The organism is Allobosea sp. NPDC003192, assembly GCF_050275675.1.
In the GTDB taxonomy this organism is placed as follows: Bacteria; Pseudomonadota; Alphaproteobacteria; order Rhizobiales; family Beijerinckiaceae; genus Allobosea.
In genome coordinates, this window is record NZ_JBNNPK010000028.1 from 41015 (window position 1) to 60709 (window position 19695).

General features: G+C 67.6%; 22 protein-coding genes. 13 read left to right on the forward strand and 9 right to left on the reverse strand.

What is annotated here, in order from left to right; translation table 11 throughout:
- Positions 1-47: 47 nt before the first annotated feature.
- Genes ACQKLX_RS27255 through ACQKLX_RS27265 form a run of 3 tightly spaced genes read right to left on the reverse strand, consistent with a single transcriptional unit; the run spans position 48 to position 706 of the window.
- Positions 48-281, reverse strand: coding sequence for a hypothetical protein (locus ACQKLX_RS27255; protein WP_427364697.1), 234 nt, complete (start codon positions 279-281; stop codon positions 48-50).
- A gap of 4 nt (positions 282-285) precedes the next feature.
- Complete coding sequence (locus tag ACQKLX_RS27260; protein WP_427364698.1) at positions 286-516, reverse strand: hypothetical protein; 231 nt, start codon at positions 514-516, stop codon at positions 286-288.
- A 10-nt stretch (positions 517-526) separates the two neighbouring features.
- Positions 527-706: a hypothetical protein gene (locus ACQKLX_RS27265; protein ID WP_427364699.1), complete on the reverse strand. Its 180-nt coding sequence runs from the start codon at positions 704-706 to the stop codon at positions 527-529.
- A 132-nt stretch (positions 707-838) separates the two neighbouring features.
- Here ACQKLX_RS27265 and ACQKLX_RS27270 point away from each other — a divergent pair, with 132 nt between their 5' ends.
- Positions 839-1315, forward strand: coding sequence for a YaiI/YqxD family protein (locus tag ACQKLX_RS27270; protein WP_427364700.1), 477 nt, complete (start codon positions 839-841; stop codon positions 1313-1315).
- On the opposite strand, the gene ACQKLX_RS27275 is transcribed toward ACQKLX_RS27270, so the two are convergent.
- Entirely contained in the window at positions 1312-2124 is an 813-nt protein-coding gene (locus tag ACQKLX_RS27275) for a crotonase/enoyl-CoA hydratase family protein (RefSeq protein ID WP_427364701.1), read from the reverse strand. The two genes, ACQKLX_RS27270 and ACQKLX_RS27275, sit on opposite strands and share 4 nt — an antisense overlap.
- 144 nt (positions 2125-2268) lie before the next feature.
- On the opposite strand from ACQKLX_RS27275, the gene ACQKLX_RS27280 reads away from it, so the two are divergent.
- The 3 genes from ACQKLX_RS27280 to ACQKLX_RS27290 all read left to right on the forward strand — a co-directional run bounded on the left by ACQKLX_RS27280 (position 2269) and on the right by ACQKLX_RS27290 (position 5932).
- Positions 2269-3243, forward strand: coding sequence for a Bug family tripartite tricarboxylate transporter substrate binding protein (locus ACQKLX_RS27280; RefSeq protein ID WP_427364702.1), 975 nt, complete (start codon positions 2269-2271; stop codon positions 3241-3243).
- 166 nt (positions 3244-3409) lie between these two features.
- Positions 3410-4714, forward strand: coding sequence for an NAD(P)H-dependent oxidoreductase (locus ACQKLX_RS27285; RefSeq protein WP_427364703.1), 1305 nt, complete (start codon positions 3410-3412; stop codon positions 4712-4714).
- A 102-nt stretch (positions 4715-4816) separates the two neighbouring features.
- A complete protein-coding gene (locus ACQKLX_RS27290; protein WP_427364704.1) occupies positions 4817-5932 on the forward strand; it encodes a PQQ-dependent sugar dehydrogenase in 1116 nt (371 codons plus the stop codon).
- A 198-nt stretch (positions 5933-6130) separates the two neighbouring features.
- On the opposite strand, the gene ACQKLX_RS27295 is transcribed toward ACQKLX_RS27290, so the two are convergent.
- The 4 genes from ACQKLX_RS27295 to ACQKLX_RS27310 form a co-directional block, all read right to left on the reverse strand.
- A complete protein-coding gene (locus ACQKLX_RS27295) occupies positions 6131-6433 on the reverse strand; it encodes a hypothetical protein (protein ID WP_427364705.1) in 303 nt (100 codons plus the stop codon).
- A gap of 32 nt (positions 6434-6465) precedes the next feature.
- Positions 6466-7227 (reverse strand): class I SAM-dependent methyltransferase, encoded by a 762-nt coding sequence (locus tag ACQKLX_RS27300; RefSeq protein WP_427364706.1) that lies wholly within the window; start codon positions 7225-7227, stop codon positions 6466-6468.
- Positions 7228-7231: 4 nt separating this feature from the next.
- On the reverse strand, positions 7232-7588 hold the full coding sequence (locus ACQKLX_RS27305) for a DMT family protein (RefSeq protein WP_427364707.1): 357 nt from the start codon (positions 7586-7588) through the stop codon (positions 7232-7234).
- 160 nt (positions 7589-7748) lie between these two features.
- Positions 7749-8009: a SemiSWEET family sugar transporter gene (locus ACQKLX_RS27310; protein WP_137884256.1), complete on the reverse strand. Its 261-nt coding sequence runs from the start codon at positions 8007-8009 to the stop codon at positions 7749-7751.
- Between the two features lie 145 nt (positions 8010-8154).
- On the opposite strand from ACQKLX_RS27310, the gene ACQKLX_RS27315 reads away from it, so the two are divergent.
- From ACQKLX_RS27315 to ACQKLX_RS27350, 8 genes are all read left to right on the forward strand, one after another.
- Entirely contained in the window at positions 8155-9336 is a 1182-nt protein-coding gene (locus ACQKLX_RS27315) for a lytic murein transglycosylase (protein WP_427364708.1), read from the forward strand.
- A 156-nt stretch (positions 9337-9492) separates the two neighbouring features.
- Positions 9493-9822, forward strand: coding sequence for a ribbon-helix-helix domain-containing protein (locus tag ACQKLX_RS27320; protein ID WP_326873417.1), 330 nt, complete (start codon positions 9493-9495; stop codon positions 9820-9822).
- A gap of 223 nt (positions 9823-10045) precedes the next feature.
- A complete protein-coding gene (locus ACQKLX_RS27325; protein ID WP_427364709.1) occupies positions 10046-10372 on the forward strand; it encodes a c-type cytochrome in 327 nt (108 codons plus the stop codon).
- 11 nt (positions 10373-10383) lie between these two features.
- Positions 10384-10779: a VOC family protein gene (locus ACQKLX_RS27330; protein WP_427364710.1), complete on the forward strand. Its 396-nt coding sequence runs from the start codon at positions 10384-10386 to the stop codon at positions 10777-10779.
- Between the two features lie 56 nt (positions 10780-10835).
- The gene (locus ACQKLX_RS27335; protein ID WP_427364711.1) at positions 10836-11378 is read left to right on the forward strand and encodes a Twin-arginine translocation pathway signal; all 543 of its coding nucleotides are present in this window, start codon (positions 10836-10838) and stop codon (positions 11376-11378) included.
- Between the two features lie 26 nt (positions 11379-11404).
- A complete protein-coding gene (locus tag ACQKLX_RS27340) occupies positions 11405-12973 on the forward strand; it encodes a GMC family oxidoreductase (RefSeq protein WP_427364712.1) in 1569 nt (522 codons plus the stop codon).
- A gap of 191 nt (positions 12974-13164) precedes the next feature.
- Positions 13165-14274, forward strand: a complete 1110-nt coding sequence (gene leuB, locus ACQKLX_RS27345; protein ID WP_152017068.1) for a 3-isopropylmalate dehydrogenase — start codon at positions 13165-13167, stop codon at positions 14272-14274.
- Positions 14275-14377: 103 nt separating this feature from the next.
- Positions 14378-14803 (forward strand): nuclear transport factor 2 family protein, encoded by a 426-nt coding sequence (locus tag ACQKLX_RS27350; protein ID WP_427364713.1) that lies wholly within the window; start codon positions 14378-14380, stop codon positions 14801-14803.
- 18 nt (positions 14804-14821) lie between these two features.
- Here the strand turns inward: ACQKLX_RS27350 and ACQKLX_RS27355 are convergent, their stop codons facing one another.
- Entirely contained in the window at positions 14822-16546 is a 1725-nt protein-coding gene (locus ACQKLX_RS27355; RefSeq protein WP_427364714.1) for an ABC transporter ATP-binding protein, read from the reverse strand.
- Positions 16547-16969: 423 nt separating this feature from the next.
- On the opposite strand from ACQKLX_RS27355, the gene ACQKLX_RS27360 reads away from it, so the two are divergent.
- A partial coding sequence (locus ACQKLX_RS27360; protein WP_427364715.1) for an autotransporter outer membrane beta-barrel domain-containing protein occupies positions 16970-19695 on the forward strand: 2726 nt, incomplete at its 3' end.

Consider the following 19695-nt stretch of genomic DNA (forward strand, 5'->3'; position numbering starts at 1 on the left):
AGTGCTTGATATCGGCCAGAAACGACAGGAATGGCTGGCCGCCAGGTTCAGGCGGCGTCGCGCAGGCGCTCGCGGCGACGCAGCACGGTGGCGACCGCGACGACATTCCAGCGCGGCCGCCCGAAACAGGGAAAGCCGCGCCGGTTGAGGCGGCGGGCGAGGTCGGCGGGGTCGGTGATGCCGACCTCGACGAGTTGATCGATCAGGGCGCCGGCGGCCTCCAGGAAAATGGCGAGCAGCGCCCTGTCGAGGTCGCGGCTCGCCTTGTCGGCGATGGACATGCCCTCAATGGATGCCCATGCCATAGCTCGGCTCGACCTCGTTCGGCGAGATCAGCACGGCATTGGGATGGCCGCCCTCCGAGAGCGCGAAGCGCACCGCCTCCTTCTGGTTGCGGAAGATGCCCTCGCTGCGGCCCTCAAGGTCGCGCGCGACCCAGAAACCATGGCTCGACCGGCCGACCAGGAACAGATGGCTTTCGCCATTGAGCGGCTGCAGCGGCTTGAATTGTCCCATGTCGGCGTCCTCAGTTCGGCAAGGCGAACCAGGCGCGCAGGCCGATGAAGGCGGCGGCTGCCAGTGCGAACACGGCGAGCGCGACCATCTCGGCACAGAGGATTCCAACGGCCGGGCGGCGGCTGGCGGCGCTGTCATAGACGGCGCGGGTACGGCGCTGCTGGCTGGTGCGGAACAGGGAAGTGTTCATCGACATATCGACCTCCATCGATGCCGATGATGTAGGTCTGGCCCCGATAAGGCCGCCATGCGGAAGGTGTTCAGGCGCATAAGGCCGGCATAAAGACTTGCGCAGGCGTCGTCCGGCTGCGATGCCGGCGCCATGGATGCTCCCACGACGATTGCGATCTACATCGACGCCGACGCCTGCCCGGTGAAGCCGGAGATCTATCGCGTTGCCGAGCGGCACCGGCTCAAGGTCTTCGTCGTCGCCAACAGCTTCATGCAGGTGCCGCGCGAGCCCTGGATCGAGCGCGTTGTCGTGCCCGGCAACTTCGATGCCGCCGACGACTGGATCGCCGAGCGCGCCGGCCGTGGCGCGATCGTCATCACCGCTGACATCCCGCTGGCCGATCGCTGCATCAAGGCTGGTGCCGACGTGATAGGCCCGACCGGCAAGCCCTTCACCGAAGCTTCGATCGGCATGGCGCTGGCGACGCGCGACATGATGGAAGACCTGCGTGCCATGGGCAGCGTCAGCGGCGGCCCGAAGCCGTTCTCGCAGAAGGACCGCTCGGCCTTCCTGCAGGCGCTGGACGTCGCGGTGCAGCGCCTAAAGCGGGCTGGTTTCTCAGCCTAGATCTCGCTGAAATCGCCGCCACGGCCCTTGCCGGCGGCGAAGCGGCCGGCGCCAGCCGCCCCTTCGGTCGCGATGGTGTGGACGCCGCCGGCCCATTCGCGCGCTAGCGCCTCGCGCACGGGCAGGCCGTGGCCGGCAATGACGCTGCGGCGGTCGGCCAGCATCGCGCCGCTCGGGAAGCGCGCGATCTCCTGTGCCATCGCCTCGGCCGCGGCGCGCGCCTGCCCCTTGGCGACGATCTTCTCGCACAGGCCGATGCGAAGCGCCTCCTCGGCCTCGACCTTGCGACCGGTCATGACGATTTCGAGTGCGCGGCCCTGGCCGACGAGCCGCGGCAGGCGGACCGTGCCGCCGTCGATCAGCGGGATGCCCCAGCGCCGGCAGTAGACTCCGAAATAGGCATCGTCGGCCATCACCCGGACATCGCACCAGAGAGCGAGTTCCATGCCGCCGGCGACGGCCGGACCCTCGATCGCCGCGATCACCGGCTTGCTCATCTCCAGGCGCGAGGGGCCCATCGGCCCGCGCGGCGGTGGCGCATCGCCCGGCGGGAAGGCGAGGCCCTCCACGATTTCGCTCTGGAAGCGCTCCGCCTCGGTGAAGGCCTGCGCGTATTTCAGGTCCCAGCCGGCGCAGAAGGCGCCGCCTTCGCCCCAGAACACGATCGCCGTTGTGTCCGGGTCGGCGTCGAGCGCTAGGAAAGCGTCGGTCAGGGCGATCGCGCTCTCCGGGTCCATCGCATTGCGAGCTTCCGGCCGTGCGTGGATCACGGTCGCTACCTTGCCGTTGCGTTCGATCCGAACCGTCATGGCATTTCGTCTCCCTCATCGCCTCATTGCCAAAAAGGCTAAGACAGGACGGCACTTACATGCCAGTCGCTGGACGCAACTTCGCTTTCCCCCTAATCCTGCCGCGAAAGCCCGTCTTCCAAGCGGGCTCCCGGGAGGAAGTCCATGTCGCTGACCCGCCGTTCCACGCTCGGCCTCGTTGCCGGCGCCGTCTTCGCCCCGGCCATCGTGCGGGCGCAGAGCTACCCGTCTAAGACGATTACCCTAGTGGTGCCGTATCCGGCTGGCGGACCGACCGACGCGATCGCACGCTTCGTCGCGCAGGACCTCTCGACCTCGATCGGCCAGAGCGTCGTTGTGGACAACCGCGCCGGCGCTTCGGGCGCAGTCGGCACCCGGGCCGTCGCACATGGCGCGGCCGATGGGCACACCTTCATCTTCGGCAACAACCAGACGCACGGGAACAACATGTTCCTGCTGAAGGAGCCGGGCTATGACGCGGTCAAGGACTTCGCGCCGGTCGCCGGCGTCGGCGCCTTCGAGCACGCCTTCGTTGTCCGCAACGATCTGCCGGCCAAGAGCATCAAGGAACTGATCGCGCTCGCCAAGGCCGATCCCGGCAAGCTCAACTATGGCTCGACCGGCGTCGGCTCCGGCTCGCATCTCGCCATGGAGCTGTTCATGCAGCGCACCGGCATCAAGATGACGCATGTGCCGTTCCGCGGCGCGGCGCCGCTGGTGCAGGAGATCATCGGCGGGCGCATCGACATCGCCAATTCGACGCTGCCTTCGGTGCTGGAGCAGATCAATGCCGGCACGCTGCGCGCGATCGCGCTGGCGAGCCCCGAGCGCAATCCGCGCGCCAAGGACATCCCGACCTTGCGCGAGCAGGGCGTTTCCGATGCCGACGCCGACAGCTGGGCCGCTTTCTTCGCCCCGGCCGCGACGCCGGCGCCCGTGCTGGACACCCTCTCCAAGGCCGTGCTGGCCTCGCTCGCCAAGCCCGCGATCGCCGAGCAGATCCTCAAGCTCGGCTTCACCCTCAAGGTCCGCGATCCCGCCGCCTTCCGGCCGTATCACCAGCAGGAGATCGCGACCTGGGAGAAGATCATCAAGGAAGCCGGCGTGAAGCCGGAGTGAGCCCGAAGCACTTCTTGAGCTAACCTCCTGCGTCATGGTCGGGCTTGTCCCGACCATCCACGTCTTCCTTCCCGCAGCGCGGTGTTCAAGACGTGGATGCTCGCCACAAGGGCGAGCATGACGGGTAGGTCGCGCCCTTTGGATCGACGTTGAAGGACCACCGCCCATGAACCTCGTGCCCAAGCTCGCCGCCCGCGCCGAGGCTGGCCGCCCGGTCCGCTGTGCCTTGATCGGCGCCGGCAAGTTCGGCTCGATGTTCCTGGCCCAGGTGCCGCATATCGAGGGGCTGGAGGTCGCGACGATCGCCGATCTCGACCCGGAGCGGGCGCGTCAGGCCTGCCGCACCGTCGGCTGGGACGAGGCCCGCATCGCCGCCACCCGTTTCGTCGATAGCGGCGTCACCGCAGCGGAGACGGATGGCGTCGAGGTGGTGATCGAGGCGACCGGGCACCCCGCCGCCGGTGCCCGCCACGCGCTCGCCGCGATCGCGACCGGGCGCCATGTCGTCATGGTCAATGTCGAGGCCGATGTGCTGGTCGGCCCGGTGCTGGCGGCCAAGGCCAGGGCGGCGGGCGTGGTCTATTCCATGGCCTATGGCGACCAGCCGGCGCTCGTCGCCGAGATGGTCGACTGGGCCAGAGCCACTGGCTTCACCGTCGCGGCCGCCGGCAAGGGCACCAAGTACCTGCCGGCCTATCACCGCGTCACGCCGGACGAAGTCTGGAGCCACTACGGGCTGACGCCGGAAGCGGCCAAGGCCGCCGGCATGAACCCGCAAATGTTCAACTCCTTTCTCGACGGCACCAAATCGGCGATCGAGATGGCCGCGATCGCCAATGCCAGCGGGCTCGACGTGCCGGCCGACGGCCTGTCTTTTCCGCCCTGCGGCGTCGACGATCTCGCCCATGTCCTGCGGCCGAAGGCGGTCGGCGGCCAGCTCGAGCATGACGGCATGGTCGAGGTCGTCTCCTCGCTGGAGCGTGACGGCCGGCCGGTCTTCCGCGACCTGCGCTGGGGCGTCTATGTCGTGCTGAAGGCGCCGAACCCCTATGCCGCCGCCTGCTTCAAGCAATACGGACTGCCGACCGATTCCACCGGTCTCTATGCCGCAATGTACAAGCCCTTCCACCTCATCGGGCTCGAGCTCTCGCTCTCGGTGCTGAACGTGGCATTGCGCGGCGAGCCGACCGGCACGACCAGGAGCTGGCGCGGCGATGCCGTCGCCACCGCCAAGCGCGACCTCAAGGCCGGCGAGATGCTGGACGGGGAGGGCGGCTACACCGTCTACGGCAAGCTGATGCCGGCAGCAGCCAGCCGCGCGGCGAAGGCGCTACCGATCGGTTTGGCGCATGGCGTGACCTTGAAGCGCGACGTCGCCGCCGGCTCGGTCGTCACCAGCGCCGATGTCGCGCTCGATGAAACCTCCCAGATCGTCTCACTTCGGCGTGAGCTCGAAGCAACCGGCGGCTGAATGGTGCATTCTCTCTGAAGTGCTAGCCCTGTCTCGTTGGGGCGGGCCGTGCTGTCGTCACGAAACGGCGGCAGATTGGCTATCGACTTCGGGAGTTTCTGCATGCGGTTCGCCTTCGTCGCCCTCGCTCTTGCCCTCGCGGTGACGCCCGCCACAGCCCAGCAGCGCTACCCGTCGAGTGCCGGCGAACTCCTGGTCGAGACGGTGGCGAGCGGGCTGGAGAACCCCTGGAGCCTCGCCTTCCTGCCGGATGGGCGCATGCTGGTGACGGAGCGGCCGGGCCGCCTGCGCCTGGTCGGCAGCGACGGCAAGCTCTCAGCCCCGATCGCGGGCGTGCCCAATGTCGTGGCGCGCGGGCAGGGCGGCCTGCTCGACGTCGTGCTCGCCCCGAACTTCGCCCAGAACCGCTATCTCTACCTCTCCTTCGCCGAGCCGCGCGCCAACGGCAACGGCACCAGCGTCGCCCGCGCCCGCCTCAGCGCCAACGGCAATGCGCTTGAGGGACTGAGTGTGATCTTCCGGCAGATGCCGACGATCGCCAGCAACATGCATTTCGGCTCGCGGCTGGTCTTCGACAGGACCGGCGCGCTCTTCGTCACCGTCGGCGACCGCTACAGCCAGCGCGATCAGGCGCAGAACCCGGAGAACCATATCGGCAAGGTCCTGCGCATCCGCCTCGAGGGCGGCGCAGCGGAGGGCAATCCGAAGAAGCCTGGCTGGGCGCCCGAGATCTGGTCGATCGGTCATCGGAACGTGCAGGGCGCGGCGCTGCATCCGCAGACCGGCCAGCTCTGGACGGCCGAGCACGGCGCGCGCGGCGGCGACGAGGTCAACACGCCCAAGGCCGGCCTGAACTATGGCTGGCCGGTGATCACCTATGGCATCGACTATTCCGGCGTGAAGATCGGCGACGGCACGAGCAAGCCCGGCATGGAGCAGCCGCTGTTCTACTGGGACCCTTCGATCGCGCCCTCGGGCGCCGCCTTCTACACCGGCGATCGCTGGCCGGCCTGGAAGAACTCGCTCTTCGTCGGCGCGCTCGCCGGCCAGTTGCTGGCGCGTCTCTCGACCGATGGCGAGAGGGTCACCGGCGAGGAACGCCTGCTGACCAATCTCGGCGAACGCATCCGCGACGTCCGGCAAGGGCCGGACGGCTATCTCTATCTGCTCAGCGACGACTCGAATGGCAAGGTGCTGCGGGTTCGGCCGGCGCGCTGAGGCACTGCCGTCATTCCGGGGCGCTGCGCAGCAGCGAGCCCGGAACCCATGAACACGAGACTGCTCCAGCTCGTCATGCTCGCCCTTGTGGCGAGCATCCACGTCTTGAACACCGCCTTTGACCAGCAAAGACATGGATGGTCGGGACAAGCCCGACCATGACGGGAGAGGGTGGCGATGCTCAGTGAGTGACCAGCCTTACGGCCCGCAATCCCACTCACGCTCGACGACGAAGACCTTGCGGGTCGCAAGATGCCCGTTCGTGTCGTAGAGGTCGCCGACATAGTATTCGGTGCCGGCGGCGTCGCGCACGCTGCGGTCGACCTGCAGCGACCAGCCATAGCCGACCCGGTTTCCGCCCTTCCAGTCGCGGTGGAGATTGCCCGTCGAGGCCGAGGCGAGGATGCGGGCGCGCTCGTCGCTCGGCGAGCAGGTCGGTCCGGCAAGGGCGGCGCCCGAGATCGTGGCAAGGCACAGGGCGAGCGGCATCGGCTTGAGCAAGGCAGGCATCCTTCGGGAGAAACCGAGCAGAATCAGGCGATCTCGGCGAGCCGCGTATCGAGCGACAGAACGAGGCACCAATGTGGCTCGAAGTCGGCTCCCAGCGGCCAGATCTGCTCCTTGAAGATCGTCAGCATGACCGCCTGATAACGCTCGAACCAGTCGCGCTGGCAAAGCACGAACTTGGTCGCGCCCACAATGGTCTCCCGGTCGATGATGCACAGCGGAACGATGCCGGGGTTGGCGGCAAGATAATCCTGCACCGCGACCATCAAGGTCGGATAGCCGGGGTGCAGCATGTCGTCGAGCACGATCAGTCCGGCCTCGGAAAGGCAGGCGGTGGCGAGCGCAAGATCTTTGCTCAGGGCCGCGCGCGAATGCTCGCCGTCGATATGGATGAAGCGCAGCTTGTCGCCGCGGGCATGGCCGATCAGCTCGGCCGGCGTCATCGCGCCGGCATCGGCCTTGATCGTGACGCGGCGCTCCGGGCCGATGCCGTGCTTCAGGCAGTTCGCCTCGAACCGGTCCTTCACCTCGGGATTCGGCCATTCGAAGATGTCGATGCCGAGGGCGATCTCACCGGGCTCGAGCGCATGGGCCAGCGCAATGAAGAAGCGGCCCTCGAAGGCCCCGATCTCGGCGATCGGCCCGCTGATGCCTTCCTCCGTCTGCAGCCGCAACAGGCGCGTGCAGATTGCCGCCGCAAAGCGCGAGGACATGCCGACGACATTGTCATAGCCCTCGGCGAGATAGGCTTCGACGGCGGGGTGGCCGGAGTGAGGGATCGGTGCCATTGGCTCAGGCCTTGGCGTGGAAGATGAAGAAGGCGCCGGCAGCGATCAGGGCAAAGCCGATCGCGTGGTTCCAGGTGAGTTGCTCCTTCAGCCAGAACACCGAGAAGCCGGCGAAGACGCAGAGCGTGATCACCTCCTGCATCGTCTTCAGCTCGGCCGCCGAATAGACGCCGGAGCCGATGCGGTTGGCCGGCACGGCGAGCATGTATTCCGGCAGGGCGATCATCCAGCTCGCCAGGATCGCCAGCCAGATCGCCGTGCTCTTGTAGGAGAGGTGGCCGTACCAGGCGAAGGTCATGAAGACATTCGAGGCGATCAGCATGCCGATCGGCAGGAGATGAGCGGTGCTGAGTGTGGGCATGATGACATCCGGTGGAGTTGGGCCGTCATTCCGGACAAGCGGCGTCAGCCGCGCAGCTCCGGAATCCATCGTAGAGCGCCGTTCCCTACGATGGATTCCGGCGTTCCGCTACGCTGCGGCCGGAATGACGGAGCTTTTTCGGCTGCCTGATTGCCTGTCGTTAGCCGTAGCGCAGTTTCATCGTCAGGATGACCAGCACCAGCGCCAGCGTCACCGTGTTGGCGCCGATCAGCGGCCAGGAGGCGATCAGCACGCCATAGATCAGCCAGAGCACGATGCCGGTGGCGAACAGCGCCTGCGTCCACAAGGAGATGCCGCTGGTGTCGCGGGTGCGGATCGTCTGCCAGGCCTGCGGCAGCCAGCAGAAGGTGGTCAGCAGGGCGGCACAGAAGCCGAGCGCTTCGATGGCAGCGGTGGACATGCGGGCCTATCGGCGATTCGCGCGGGAGCGGAGATTGATCAGACATAGCCGGTTTCGACGCTTCGCGCTCGGCAGGCGTCGCATGGTTAACCTCCATTAACCGCAGCGCCCTAGATTCGCGCCAATCCTGCGATTCGGTGGACTTATGCGCACATTGATCCTGGCCTTGCCTCTCGTCCTCGCCGCCGCGACCGCGGCCCGGGCCGATTTCGACTCCTGTGTCGCCGGCCTGCGTTCGGCGGCTGCGGCCAAGGGCGTTTCCGGCGCCACCTTCGACCGCGCCATGTCGGGTGTCACGCCCGATATGAAGGTGATCGAGGCGATGAACAACCAGCCCGAGTTCAAGACGCCGATCTGGGACTATCTCGGTACGCTGGTCGACGATGAGAAGGTCGCGGAAGGGCGTTCGATGATGCGCCAGCACGCCTCGACGCTGGCCGCCGCCGAGCAGCGCTTCGGCGTCGACCGCCATACGATCGCGGCGGTCTGGGGCGTCGAGAGCGATTTTGGCAAGGCGCGGGGCAAGATGCCGCTGGTCCAGGCCCTCTCGACCGGCGCCTGCCTGGCGCCGCGCCGCAACGCCTTCTTCAAGGGCGAGCTGATCGCCACCCTGCAGATCATCCAGCGCGGCGATGTCCGCCCCGAGCGGCTGTTCGGCTCCTGGGCCGGCGCCTTCGGCCATACCCAGTTCATTCCCTCGACCTATCTCCGGCTCGCGGTCGATGGCGATGGCGACGGCCGGCGCGACCTCGTCGATTCCATCCCCGATGCGTTGCACTCGACCGCCAATTTCATGGACAAGGCCGGCTGGGTCACCGGCGCGACCTGGGGTTACGAGGTCCGCGTGCCCGGGGGCTATTCCGGCGGAACGGGCCGCAATCCCAAGCGGCCGGTCTCGCATTGGGCGAGCCAGGGCATCGTCAAGTTCGACGGCTCGGCGCTCTCCGGCTCCGGCAATGCCGGCCTGCTCATGCCGGCCGGCCGCAACGGCCCGGCCTTCCTAGTCTTCAAGAACTACGACGCCGCCTACAGCTATAACGGCGCCGATTCCTACGCCCTCGCGATCTCGCTGCTCTCCGACCGCCTGCGCGGCCGGCCTGGCGTGCAGGGCGACTGGCCGACCGACGATTTGCCGCTCTCGCGCGAGCAGCGCCGCGAATTGCAGCGCCTGCTGATCCAGCGCGGCTACAATGTCGGCGAGCCCGATGGCGCCGTCGGTGCGCTGACGCGGGCGGCGATCAAGGACATCGAAGGCAAGATCGGCATGCCCCAGACCGGACGGCCGGGCGAGAAGGTGCTGAGGGCGCTGAAGGGCGGGCGGGTTTAGGGCAGGCTCTCAGCTAGAACGGCTGCTTTCGACCCATAGCCGCCATTGCGGGCTCGTCGCCAAGTACACGCGTCCCTCTACCGCGGACGGTTTACAGACACCGCCGCCAAGGCCATCCTGTCCCCAAGGCGATCAAACGCCATCAGGGAGGTGACCATGTGCCGGATCTTCTCGGCCCAGACCGCCGATCGCTATGCCTATCAGACGCGCTCGATCCGGCTTGGCGGGCATGCGACCTCGATCAGGCTCGAAGCGGCCTTCTGGGACATTCTCGAAGAGATCGCGTTGATGCAGGGCGTCACGCTCGGACGCTTCCTCAGCAAGCTCCATGACGAGGTGCTGGAGTTCCAGGAGGAGACGATGAACTTCACCTCGCTCCTGCGCTGCGCCTGCCTGACCTACCTCTCCGACGTGCGTGGCCAGGAGGAGGATAGCGAGCGGCTGCGGCGCGACGCGGTGCAGGCTTTCCACACGGCAGCCGAGTAGCGAAAGACCTTTCTTTCGCTCTTTCGAATTGTAGTAGTCCTATACTACCCGCGCCTTCCGGAGCGCTCCTAAGCTCTCTCGACCTTCACCGAAGAGGTCGAGAGCCTTGCCTTCAGCTATCGACGAGCGCACGCCGCATCGGCGCCGTGCGGGCGCCAATCTGGATCGCCTGACGGCCACAGCCGTCTCGGTCGCTCTTGTGTGCTGCGCAGCGTGGCCTGCCATGGCGCAGGAGGTCGACCCCGCCAAGGCCAAGGCGCAGTTCCTGTCGAGCTGCGGCGTCTGCCACACCGCCGAGAAGGGCGGGGCCAACCGGCAAGGCCCCAATCTGCACGACATCATCGGCAAATCGGCGGCGGCGCGAGGCGATTTCAAGTTCTCGGATGCGCTGAAGACCTCCAGCCTGGTCTGGGACGAGGCGACGCTCGACCGCTGGATCGAGGACGCCGCGGCGATGCGGCCGGGCACGACCATGGCCTACCGCCAGCGCGACGCCGAACGACGCAAGCTCGTCATCGCCTATCTCAAGACCCTGACAGAGCCGAAATAGGAGCTGCGCTCGTGGCCAAAGCCATCCACATGATGATCCGCGTGCTCGACGAGGGGCGCTCGCTCTCCTTCTACGAGACCGCCTTCGGCCTGACGGTCGCCGACCGCTTCGGCTTCGACGGCTTCACCTTGGTCTACCTGCGCAATCGCGAGGCCGATTTCGAGGTCGAACTGACGATCAATCACGACCGCACCGAGCCCTATGCGCTCGGCGACGGCTACGGCCATGTCGCCTTCGCGGTCGAGGATCTCGACGCCGAGCATGCCCGCCTCGTTGCGGCGGGGCTCGCGCCCAATCCGATCAAGGAATTCCACCGCGAGGGCGCGCTCCTGGCGCGCTTCTTCTTCATCCAGGACCCCGACGGCTACAAGATCGAGGTCCTCCAGAAACACGGCCGCTACCGCTAGCGCAGGCACCTAACCGGCGCAGCGGAGAAACGCGCCGGGAAAAACGGGAGGACACCATGGCCAGACTGCACGAAGCCGCGCCGACTGCGACGATGGACCGTCGCCGCTTCATCGCCGGGACGGGTGCTGCCGCAATCGCGATATCGGGTGGCGCACTGATCCATGCCGGCGAGGCCTGGGGGCTGGAAGTCAAGGCGCTGAAGCCCGACACCATGCTCACGCTGATCAAGCTGGCGCGCGATATCTACCCGCATGACCGGCTCGCAGACCGCTTCTACGCCGTCGCGATGAAACCGTATGACGAGAAGGCGGCGAAGGACGCCGCCGCGAAGGGCGACACCGAGCGGGCCGTCGCCGAGCTCGATGCCCTAGCCCAGAAGCAGCACAAGCTGCCTTACGCGCAGGTCGGCTGGGAGAGCCAGCGGGTGAACCTGCTGCGCGTGGTCCAGAAGGGTAAGTTCTTCCAGGGCGTCCGCTCCGGCCTCGTCGTCTCGCTCTACAACCAGCCGGAGGTCTGGCCGCTGTTCGGCTACGAGGGCGAAAGCGCCTCGAAGGGCGGCTACCTCGCCCGCGGCTTCGGCGACATCGCCTGGCTCTGACAACCATAAATCGGGAGGAGACAGCCATGGCTGCGAAATTCGATCTGAACGACGATACCGTCGTGGTGGTCGTCGGCTCCGGCGCCGGCGGCGGCACGCTCGCCACCGAGCTCGCGCTCAAGGGCATCAAGGTGGTCTGCCTCGAAGCGGGCAAGCGCCACGAGATGGAAGACTTCCTCAACGACGAATGGGCCTCCTTCACCCAGCTGGCCTGGACCGACATGCGCACGACCTCGGGCTCCTGGCGCGTGGCGAGGGACTTCGCCAATCTGCCGGCCTGGATCGTAAAGGCGGTCGGCGGCTCCACCACGCATTGGGCCGGCGCTTCGCTGCGCTTCCAGCCGCATGAGTTCAAGGCGCGCACGACCTATGGCGCGCTGAAGGGCGCCAACCTGCTCGACTGGCCGCTCGATCTCGCCGAGATGGCGCCCTGGTACACCAAGGCCGAAGATCGGATGGGCGTGACCCGCACCAATGGCATTCCCGGCCTGCCGGGGAACAACAATTTCAAGGTGCTGGAGAAGGGCGCCCGCGCCATCGGCTACAAGGAGGTCCATACCGGCCGGATGGCGATCAACTCCGAGCCGCGCGACGGCCGCGGCGCCTGCCAGCAGATCGGCTTCTGCTTCCAGGGCTGCAAATCCGGCGCGAAATGGTCGACGCTCTATGCCGAGATCCCGAAGGGGGAGGCGACCGGCAAGCTCGAGGTCAGGCCGGAATCCTTCGTCCAGAAGATCGAGCACGACGCTTCCGGCAAGGTCACCGGCGTGGTCTATCTCGACGGCAAGGGCGTGCAGCAGCGCCAGAAGGCGCGGATCGTCGCCGTCGCCGGCAATTCGATCGAGAGCCCGCGCCTGCTGCTCAACTCGGCCTCGAACCTGTTCAAGGATGGGCTCGCCAATTCGTCCGGGCAGGTCGGCCGCAACTACATGCGGCATATGACCGGCTCGGTCTATGGCGTCTTCGACAAGCCGGTGAGGATGTGGCGCGGCACCACCATGGCCGGCATCGTCCAGGACGAGGCGCACAACGATCCCAAGCGCGGCTTCGTCGGCGGCTACGAACTGGAGACGCTGTCGATCGGCCTGCCGTTCATGGCCGCCTTCCTCGACCCCGGCTCCTGGGGGCGGGAGTTCACCAGCGCGCTCGATTCCTATGAGAACATGGCCGGCATGTGGATCGTCGGCGAGGACATGCCGCAGGAGAGCAACCGCATCACCCTGTCCGACAAGAAGGACAAGGGCGGCATGCCGGTCGCCAATGTCCATTTCGACGACCATCCCAACGACGTCGCCATGCGCAACCACGCTTACAAGCAGGGTTCGGCGATCTACGGCGCGGTTGGGGCGACCCGGACCTTCCCGACCACGCCCTATCCCTCGACCCATAATCTCGGCACCAACCGCATGTCCGAGAAGGCGAGGGACGGCGTCGTCAACAAGTTCGGCCAGAGCCACGACATCAAGAACCTGTTCGTCTCGGACGGCAGCCAGTTCACCACCGGCGGCGCCGAGAACCCGACACTGACCATAGTCGCGCTGGCGCTGCGCCAGGCCGACTACATTGAGAAGCAGATGGCGCAGAAGGCCGTTTGAGGTCTCCTCCCTTATCCGCAAGGCACGGCGGCTGGTCCCGCCGCTGCGCCCGGATGCGATGCCCGGCTCCCCTCCCGGCCGGGCATCGTCATGTCTGCCGCGTTGGCTTGATCGCCCTATCGGGCGCTTGCGCGTCGCGCTCTGCCCCCCTAATCAGCCGGCGACGCATTTCGTGACGCGAGGCTGACCCCATGGCGAACCACAAGCTCCTGCTGCTCCCCGGCGACGGCATCGGCCCCGAGGTGATGGGGCAGGTCGAGAAGATCGTCTCTTGGTTCGAGAAGCAGGGCCTCGGCTCGTTCTCGCTCGAGCGCGGCCTCGTCGGCGGCGCCGCCTACGACGCCCACAAAGCGGCGATCTCGGAAGGCGACATGAAGCTCGCCCAGGAGGCCGACGCCGTGCTGTTCGGCGCGGTCGGCGGGCCGAAATGGGCCGATGTGCCCTACCAGCACCGCCCCGAGGCCGGCCTGCTGCGCCTGCGCAAGGATCTCGGCCTGTTTGCCAACCTCCGCCCGGCGATCTGCTATCCGGCCCTGGCCTCGGCCTCGTCGCTGAAGCCCGAGGTCGTCGAAGGCCTCGACATCCTGATCGTGCGCGAGCTCACCGGCGGCGTCTATTTCGGCGAGCCGAAGGAGATCGTCACGCTTGAGGACGGCTCCAAGCGCGGCGTCGACACTCAGCTCTACACCACCGGCGAGATCGAGCGCATCTGCGCAGTCGCCTTCGAGCTGGCCCGCACCCGCCGCAACAAGGTCTCCTCGGCCGAGAAGCACAACGTCATGAAGACCGGCGTGCTCTGGAAGCAGACGGTCACCGCCCAGCACGCTCGCGACTACAAGGACGTTGAGCTCGAGCATGTGCTGGCCGACAACTGCGCCATGCAGCTGGTGCGCTGGCCCAAGCAATACGACGTCATCGTCTGCGACAACCTGTTCGGCGACATCCTCTCCGACGTCGCGGCGATGCTGACCGGCTCGCTCGGCATGCTGCCCTCCGCCTCGCTCGGCGCGGAAGACCCAGCCACCGGCAAGCGCAAGGCGCTCTACGAGCCCGTCCACGGCTCGGCGCCCGACATCGCCGGCAAGGGCCTCGCCAACCCGATCGCGATGATCGGTTCCTTCGCCATGGCGCTGCGCTATTCGTTCGGCGCCGGCGAGGCGGCCGATCGGCTGGAGGGCGCGATCGCCGACGTGCTCGGCGCCGGCACCCGCACCAAGGACATCGCTGCGCCCGGCGCCAACGCCGTTTCGACTACCGAGATGGGCGACGCCATCGTCAAGGCGCTCGAAGCGCGCGGCTGAACCCGGTCGCCACCGGCACAGAAAGCGGGTGGCGGCTGAGCGGTGATGAAGGCTTCCTCGGAGCCATAGCGGCCACTCCGGCCGCGCTGTCTCCGAGGTTCCGATGACTGCCGATACCAGCGGCTTGTCCGCCATGGACCTGCTCGATCGCATGTTCGCGGTCGAGCTGCGTTTCCTGCAGCAGGACGAGGCTGATCTCGACCTGCTCGCCACCGCCTTCCATCCCGATGTCGTCGTGCATGAGCCTGCTTCCTTACCCTATGCCGGCAACTGGCGTGGGCTCGACGGGATCGGGCGCCTGTTCAGGACAATGCGCGAAACCTGGAGTGACCTGTCGGTCGATGGCCTGCAGGCGGCTAGGACCGGTGACGTGGTCTTCATGACCTGCACCCTGCGGCTCACGGCGCGCAGCAGCGGCAGGACGCTCACGCAACCCTTCGCGGAAGTGCTGCGCTTCGAGGGCGGCCGACTGATCGAGGGCACGCCGTTCTATTTCGATACGGCGGAGATCGGGTCTGCGCTGGCCTGAGCCTGCCGGGGAGAGCCCTCAGCTCGCCCGCCCGCCATACTGTGCCTCGTGCAGGCGCCGGTAGATGCCCGGCCGCTGCACCAGATCCTGATGCCGGCCCTGCTCGGCGACGCCGGTCTCGTCGATGACGATGATGCGGTCGGCGTCCTGGATCGTCGCCAGGCGATGGGCGATCACCAGCGTGGTCCGGCCCTTCGACAATTCGGCGAGCGAGGCCTGGATGGCGCGCTCTGTCTCGGTGTCGAGCGCCGAGGTCGCCTCGTCGAGGATCAGGATCGGCGGATTCTTCAGGAACATCCGGGCGATGGCGAGGCGCTGCTTCTGCCCGCCCGAGAGCTTGACGCCGCGCTCGCCGATCACCGTGTCGAGTCCATCGGGCAGTCGCGCGATCATCTCGTCGAGCCGGGCGCGCCTCGCGGCCTCGATGATCTCGTCCTCGCTCGCCGTCAGCTTGCCATAGGCGATGTTCTCCCGCAGCGTCCCGGCGAAGAGGAAGACGTCCTGCTGGACGATGCCGATCTGGCCGCGCAGCGAGGCCAGCGTCATCTGCCGGATGTCGATGCCATCGATGGTGATGCGCCCACCCTCGACATCGTAGAAGCGCGGCAGCAGCGAACAGATCGTCGTCTTGCCGGCGCCTGACGGGCCGACGAAGGCGATGGTCTCGCCGGCGCGGATCGAGAGGTCGATCCCCTTCAGGATCTTGCGGTCCGGCGTGTAGCCGAAGCTCACATTGTCATAGGCGATGTCGCCCTTCAGGCTGGAGACGGCGATGGCGCCGGGCAGGTCGGCGATATCGGGCCGCGTATCGAGGAACTCGGTATAGCGCCGGAAGCCCGCAATCCCCTTCGGATAGGTCTCGATCACCGAATTGATCTTCTCGATCGGCCGGAAGAACACGGTGACCAGCAGCAGGAAGCCGACGAAGCCGCCGGCGCTCAGGTCGCCGATCAGCACGTAATAGGCGCCGGCGATCATCACCGCCATCTGGGTCAGGCGCATGCCGAAATAGGAGAGCGAGGTCGAGGCCGCCATCAGCCGGTAGGCGTCGAGCTTGGTGCGGCGATAGCGCTGGTTGTCCTCCGCGAACAGGCTGCGCTCGTGCTCCTCGTTGGCGAAGGCCTGGACGACGCGGATGCCGCCGACATTCTCCTCGATCCTGGCGTTGAACGAGCCGACGCTGCCGAACAGCTTTTGCCAGTTTGCCGTCATCCGGCTGCCATAGCGGCTGGTCAGCCAGGCGATCAGCGGAACGATGGTCGCGGTGATCAGCGCTAGCTGAGGATGCACGCTCAGCATCAGCGCAAAGGCGCCGATGAAGGTCATCACCGCGATGAACAGATCCTCCGGCCCGTGATGGGCGACCTCGCCGATCTCCTCGAGGTCCTTGGTCAGGCGCCCGACGAGATGGCCGGTCTTCTGGTTGTCGAACCAGCCGAAGGAGAGCTTCTGCAGATGGTCGAACGCCTTGCGGCGCATCTCGGTCTCGATGTTGATGCCGAGCATGTGGCCCCAATAGGTCACTACCACCATCAGCCCGGCATTGATCAGATAGATCGCCAGCAGGCCGAGCGAGGCGACGAGGATCAGGCTCCAGTTGCCGCTCGGCAGCAGCTGATCGACGAAGAGCTTCACCGCGATCGGGAAGCCAAGCTCGAGCAGCCCCGACGCGACGGCGCAGCCAAAGTCGAGCAGGAAGAGGCCGCGATGGGGACGGTAATAGGCGAAGAAGCGCTTGAGCATGGCGGGCGGGGCTTTAGCACGCGGCGGAGCGAGGAGCCATGAGATGGAGGCGGGGCAGGGACTGCGCGTGCAAATCTGCCACAGTTTGTCGATTTGGCGGATTGTGAATGGCTGTTCATTGCCTCCCGCCCGCGCCCGCCTAAGCCTGCGTCCTCGGTTGGGCTGGGCACTCTCATGATATCGGTCATCACTCCTGCGGGCGCCGGGACATCTCGTACGCGGCTCGCCTCGCGCCTGCTCGCGGGCCCGGCGCTTGTCCTGATTGCTGCAGCGTTGTCCACTCCGGCCATGGCGGATGGTGGGGCCGGCGGCGGCGGCGGCGGCGCAGGCGCGGCCGGCGCTGCGGCAACGGCGGCGAATGGCGGTGCCGGCGGTGCGGGCGGGACGGGAGGTGGCGCTGGGGGCGGCGGCGGAGCGGGCGGCGTGACTGGATCAGTCGCTGCCGGGCTTCCGCCGGGCGTGACCACCGGCAATGTCGGCGGCTCTGGAAGCCCCGGCGGCGATTACGCAGGTCCAGCTGGGTTCGGCGGCGGCGGCGGCGGTGGCGGCGGCGGTGGTCACGGCAGCGCAGTCACCGCAGCTGTTGCCGGCGGCACGATCTCCGCATCGGCCCAGGGTGGAACAGGTGGCAGTGGCGGCGCTGGTGGCGACAAGACAGGCGGCACCGGCGCTGGCGGCGCTGGCGGCACGGGCGGCTCCGGCGGCGACGGCTTGCGTTTGGAGAGCGGTGGTTCCCTGACGGTCGACTCGACCGGAGACTTGCGAGGTGGCGCAGGCGGCGCAGGCGGCGCAGGCGGCCTCCAAAGCGGTGGTGTGGGCATCGGCGGCGATGGCGGCCGCGGCGGCAATGGCGGGGCCGGCCTTCGTATCGCCGGCTCCGCCACGGTGACGGTGGCCGCCGGCGGCACGATCACGGGCGGAACAGGCGGAACGGGCGGGGCTGGTGGTAGCGGCTTCAGCTTATCCGGCGCCACGGGCGCCGCTGGCGCCGGCGGCGTCGGCGTCGTCGGCGCGAATCTGGCGATCATCAACAGCGGCACGATCTCCGGCGGGCTCTCCGGCAGCGGCGCGCGAGCTGCTGCGATCCAGTTCACCGGCGGCGCCAACACGCTGACCTTCGGCAACGCCACCTCCGGCCTGACCGGCGGCATCGTGATCGACGCAGGCACGCTGACCTTCGCCCAGCCGACGAACGTCACGGTAGACAATGTGATCAGCGGCGCCGGCGCAGTGATTAAGAACGGCGTCGGGATACTGACCCTGACCGGCACCAACACCTATACCGGCGGGACGACGGTCACCGTCGGTACGCTCTCGGTCGCGTCCGAAGCCAATCTGGGCGACGCTGCGGGCGGGTTGACACTCAACGGCGGCACGCTCCTCGCCGCCGGCTCCTTCACCACGAACCGGACGGTGACGCTGGGGGCCGATGGCGGCGCGATCGAGATCGATGGCGGGCGCTCGCTGCTGATCTCCAGCACCGGCAGGATCACCGGCACGGGCGGCCTGTTCAAGACCGGGGCCGGCACGCTCGCGATCCAGGGCACCAGCGACTATTCCGGCGCGACCCTGATCTTGCAGGGGCGGCTGGTCGCCAGCTCCTCGACGGGGTTCTCGCCGAACTCCGGCTACACGATCCTCGCTGGCACGGTGCTCGAGGTCAGCGATGTCCCCGGCATCGTGGCCACGGTCGGCTCGCTCTCGGGCGCCGGCGCCGTCGAGATCGGCAACGGCGCGACGCTGAGGGCGGGCAGCAACAACGCCTCCACCACCTTCTCCGGCACGATCAGCGGCAATGGCGCGCTCGGCAAGACCGGCACGGGCACGCTGACCTTGTCGGGTGTCAACACCTATGCCGGCGGCACGACGGTCTCCGGCGGCAAGCTCGTGGTGAACAGCTCGCTCACCGGCCCGGTGACGCTGGCGGGCGGGGCGCTCGGCGGCTCGGGCACGGTCGGGGCGGTCTCGGTCGGGGCCGGCGGGGCGATCGCGCCCGGCAACTCGATCGGGACGCTGAAGGTCGGCACTGTATCGTTCGCTGCCGGCTCGACCTATCAGGTCGAGATCAATGCTGGCGGGCAGAGCGACATGATTGCCGCCACGGGCTCCGCCACGATCACGGGCGGAACGGTGCAGGTGCTGGCCGAATCCGGCAATTACGCGGCGGCGACGACCTACACCATCCTGACCGCAACCGGCGGCGTCACCGGCCGCTTCACCAGCGCCACCTCGAATCTCGCCTTCCTGACGCCCTCGCTGAGCTATGGTGGTCAGAACGTCACGCTGATCATGACCCGCAACAGCACCGGTTTCGGGCCCGGGGATGGCGGCGCCGGCGGTGGCACGCCGTCGACCTTCATCGCGCAGACCCGGAACCAGGGCTTCATCGCGATCGCGGCCGAGCGCCTCGGCGCCGGCAACCCGGTCTATGACGCGCTGCTCTCGGGCACGGCGGCCGAGGCGCGGGCCGGCTTCGATCTGCTGTCCGGCGAGGCGCATGCCCAGGGCGTCAGTGTCATGATCGACGAGAGCCGGCTGGTGCGCGAGACGATCCTCAGCCATCTGCGTGTGCCGCTGCTGACGCAGGCTCCGGGGCAGGTCGCGGGAGACTTCAGCGCCGATCTGCCCGGCCGCAAGGGCGGGGCCGTGATGCCCGCTCCGCTGCCGCAGCCGCGCTATGCCTTCTGGGGCGAGGCCTTCGGCGGAACCGGCAACAGCGATGCCGACGGCAATGCCGCGAGCCAGTCGCGCCGCACCGGCGGCGCCCTGCTCGGCGCCGACCTGATGCTCTTTGAGGCGCCCGGCTCCTCGCTGAAGCTCGGCGTCGCCGGCGGCTACAGCCAGTCGCGCTTCGATCTCGATGCCCGCCTGTCCTCGGGCAAGCTCGAGAGCGGCCATGCCGCGCTCTATGCCGGCGCCCGCTTCGGCAATCTGCGGCTCGATGCCGGCGCGGCCTATAGCTGGTCGGAGAGCGACATCCGCCGCCAGGTTGCGATCCGCGGCTTTGGTGATGCCTTACGCCTGCAGCGTCCGGGTTCGGTGGCGCAGGGCTTCGCCGAGCTCGGCTATGCCTTCGCTTTCCAGGGCTTCGCACTCGAACCCTTCGCCCAGCTCGCGCTGATCCGGGTCAGCACCGATGCCGGCATGGA